The 495-nt window shown below is 45.5% G+C and carries 2 tRNA genes and 1 pseudogene; all 3 read left to right on the plus strand.

The features are described 5' to 3' along the window. The first annotated feature begins 117 nt into the window (after window positions 1-117). Window positions 118-192, plus strand: a tRNA-Gly gene (locus EXT47_RS00850). Between the two features lie 13 nt (window positions 193-205). After that, window positions 206-281 (plus strand) — tRNA-Thr (locus EXT47_RS00855). 137 nt (window positions 282-418) lie between these two features. Continuing rightward, a pseudogene (locus EXT47_RS00860) lies at window positions 419-495 on the plus strand (elongation factor Tu); the annotation flags it as partial.

Consider the following 495-nt stretch of genomic DNA (forward strand, 5'->3'; position numbering starts at 1 on the left):
GAGCGGCCAAAGGGATCAGACTGTAAATCTGACGGCTCAGCCTTCGCTGGTTCGAATCCAGCTCCCTCCACCACTTTATTCTTGACGGTTAGAGGTAGTTAAGAACAGGTTCCTAAAGCGGGCATCGTATAATGGCTATTACCTCAGCCTTCCAAGCTGATGATGCGGGTTCGATTCCCGCTGCCCGCTCCAGTTCGTCTGGCGTGCTGATATAGCTCAGTTGGTAGAGCGCACCCTTGGTAAGGGTGAGGTCGGCAGTTCAAATCTGCCTATCAGCACCAGTCTCCGAAGAATCTTCTCAAATACTTCCTTTGAATTGTCGAAAAAATATTTATAATAGACTGAATAATTCTAATCCACACTCGTCGTGGATTATTTTTATATGTAATCTAGATACACAAAACTTATAGGTTTCGTCATGGCAAAAGAAAAGTTTGAACGCGTAAAACCGCACGTAAACGTTGGTACTATCGGCCACGTTGACCACGGTAAAAC

The organism is Pseudoalteromonas sp. CO342X (assembly GCF_004208915.1).
Taxonomy (GTDB): Bacteria; Pseudomonadota; Gammaproteobacteria; order Enterobacterales; family Alteromonadaceae; genus Pseudoalteromonas; species Pseudoalteromonas maricaloris.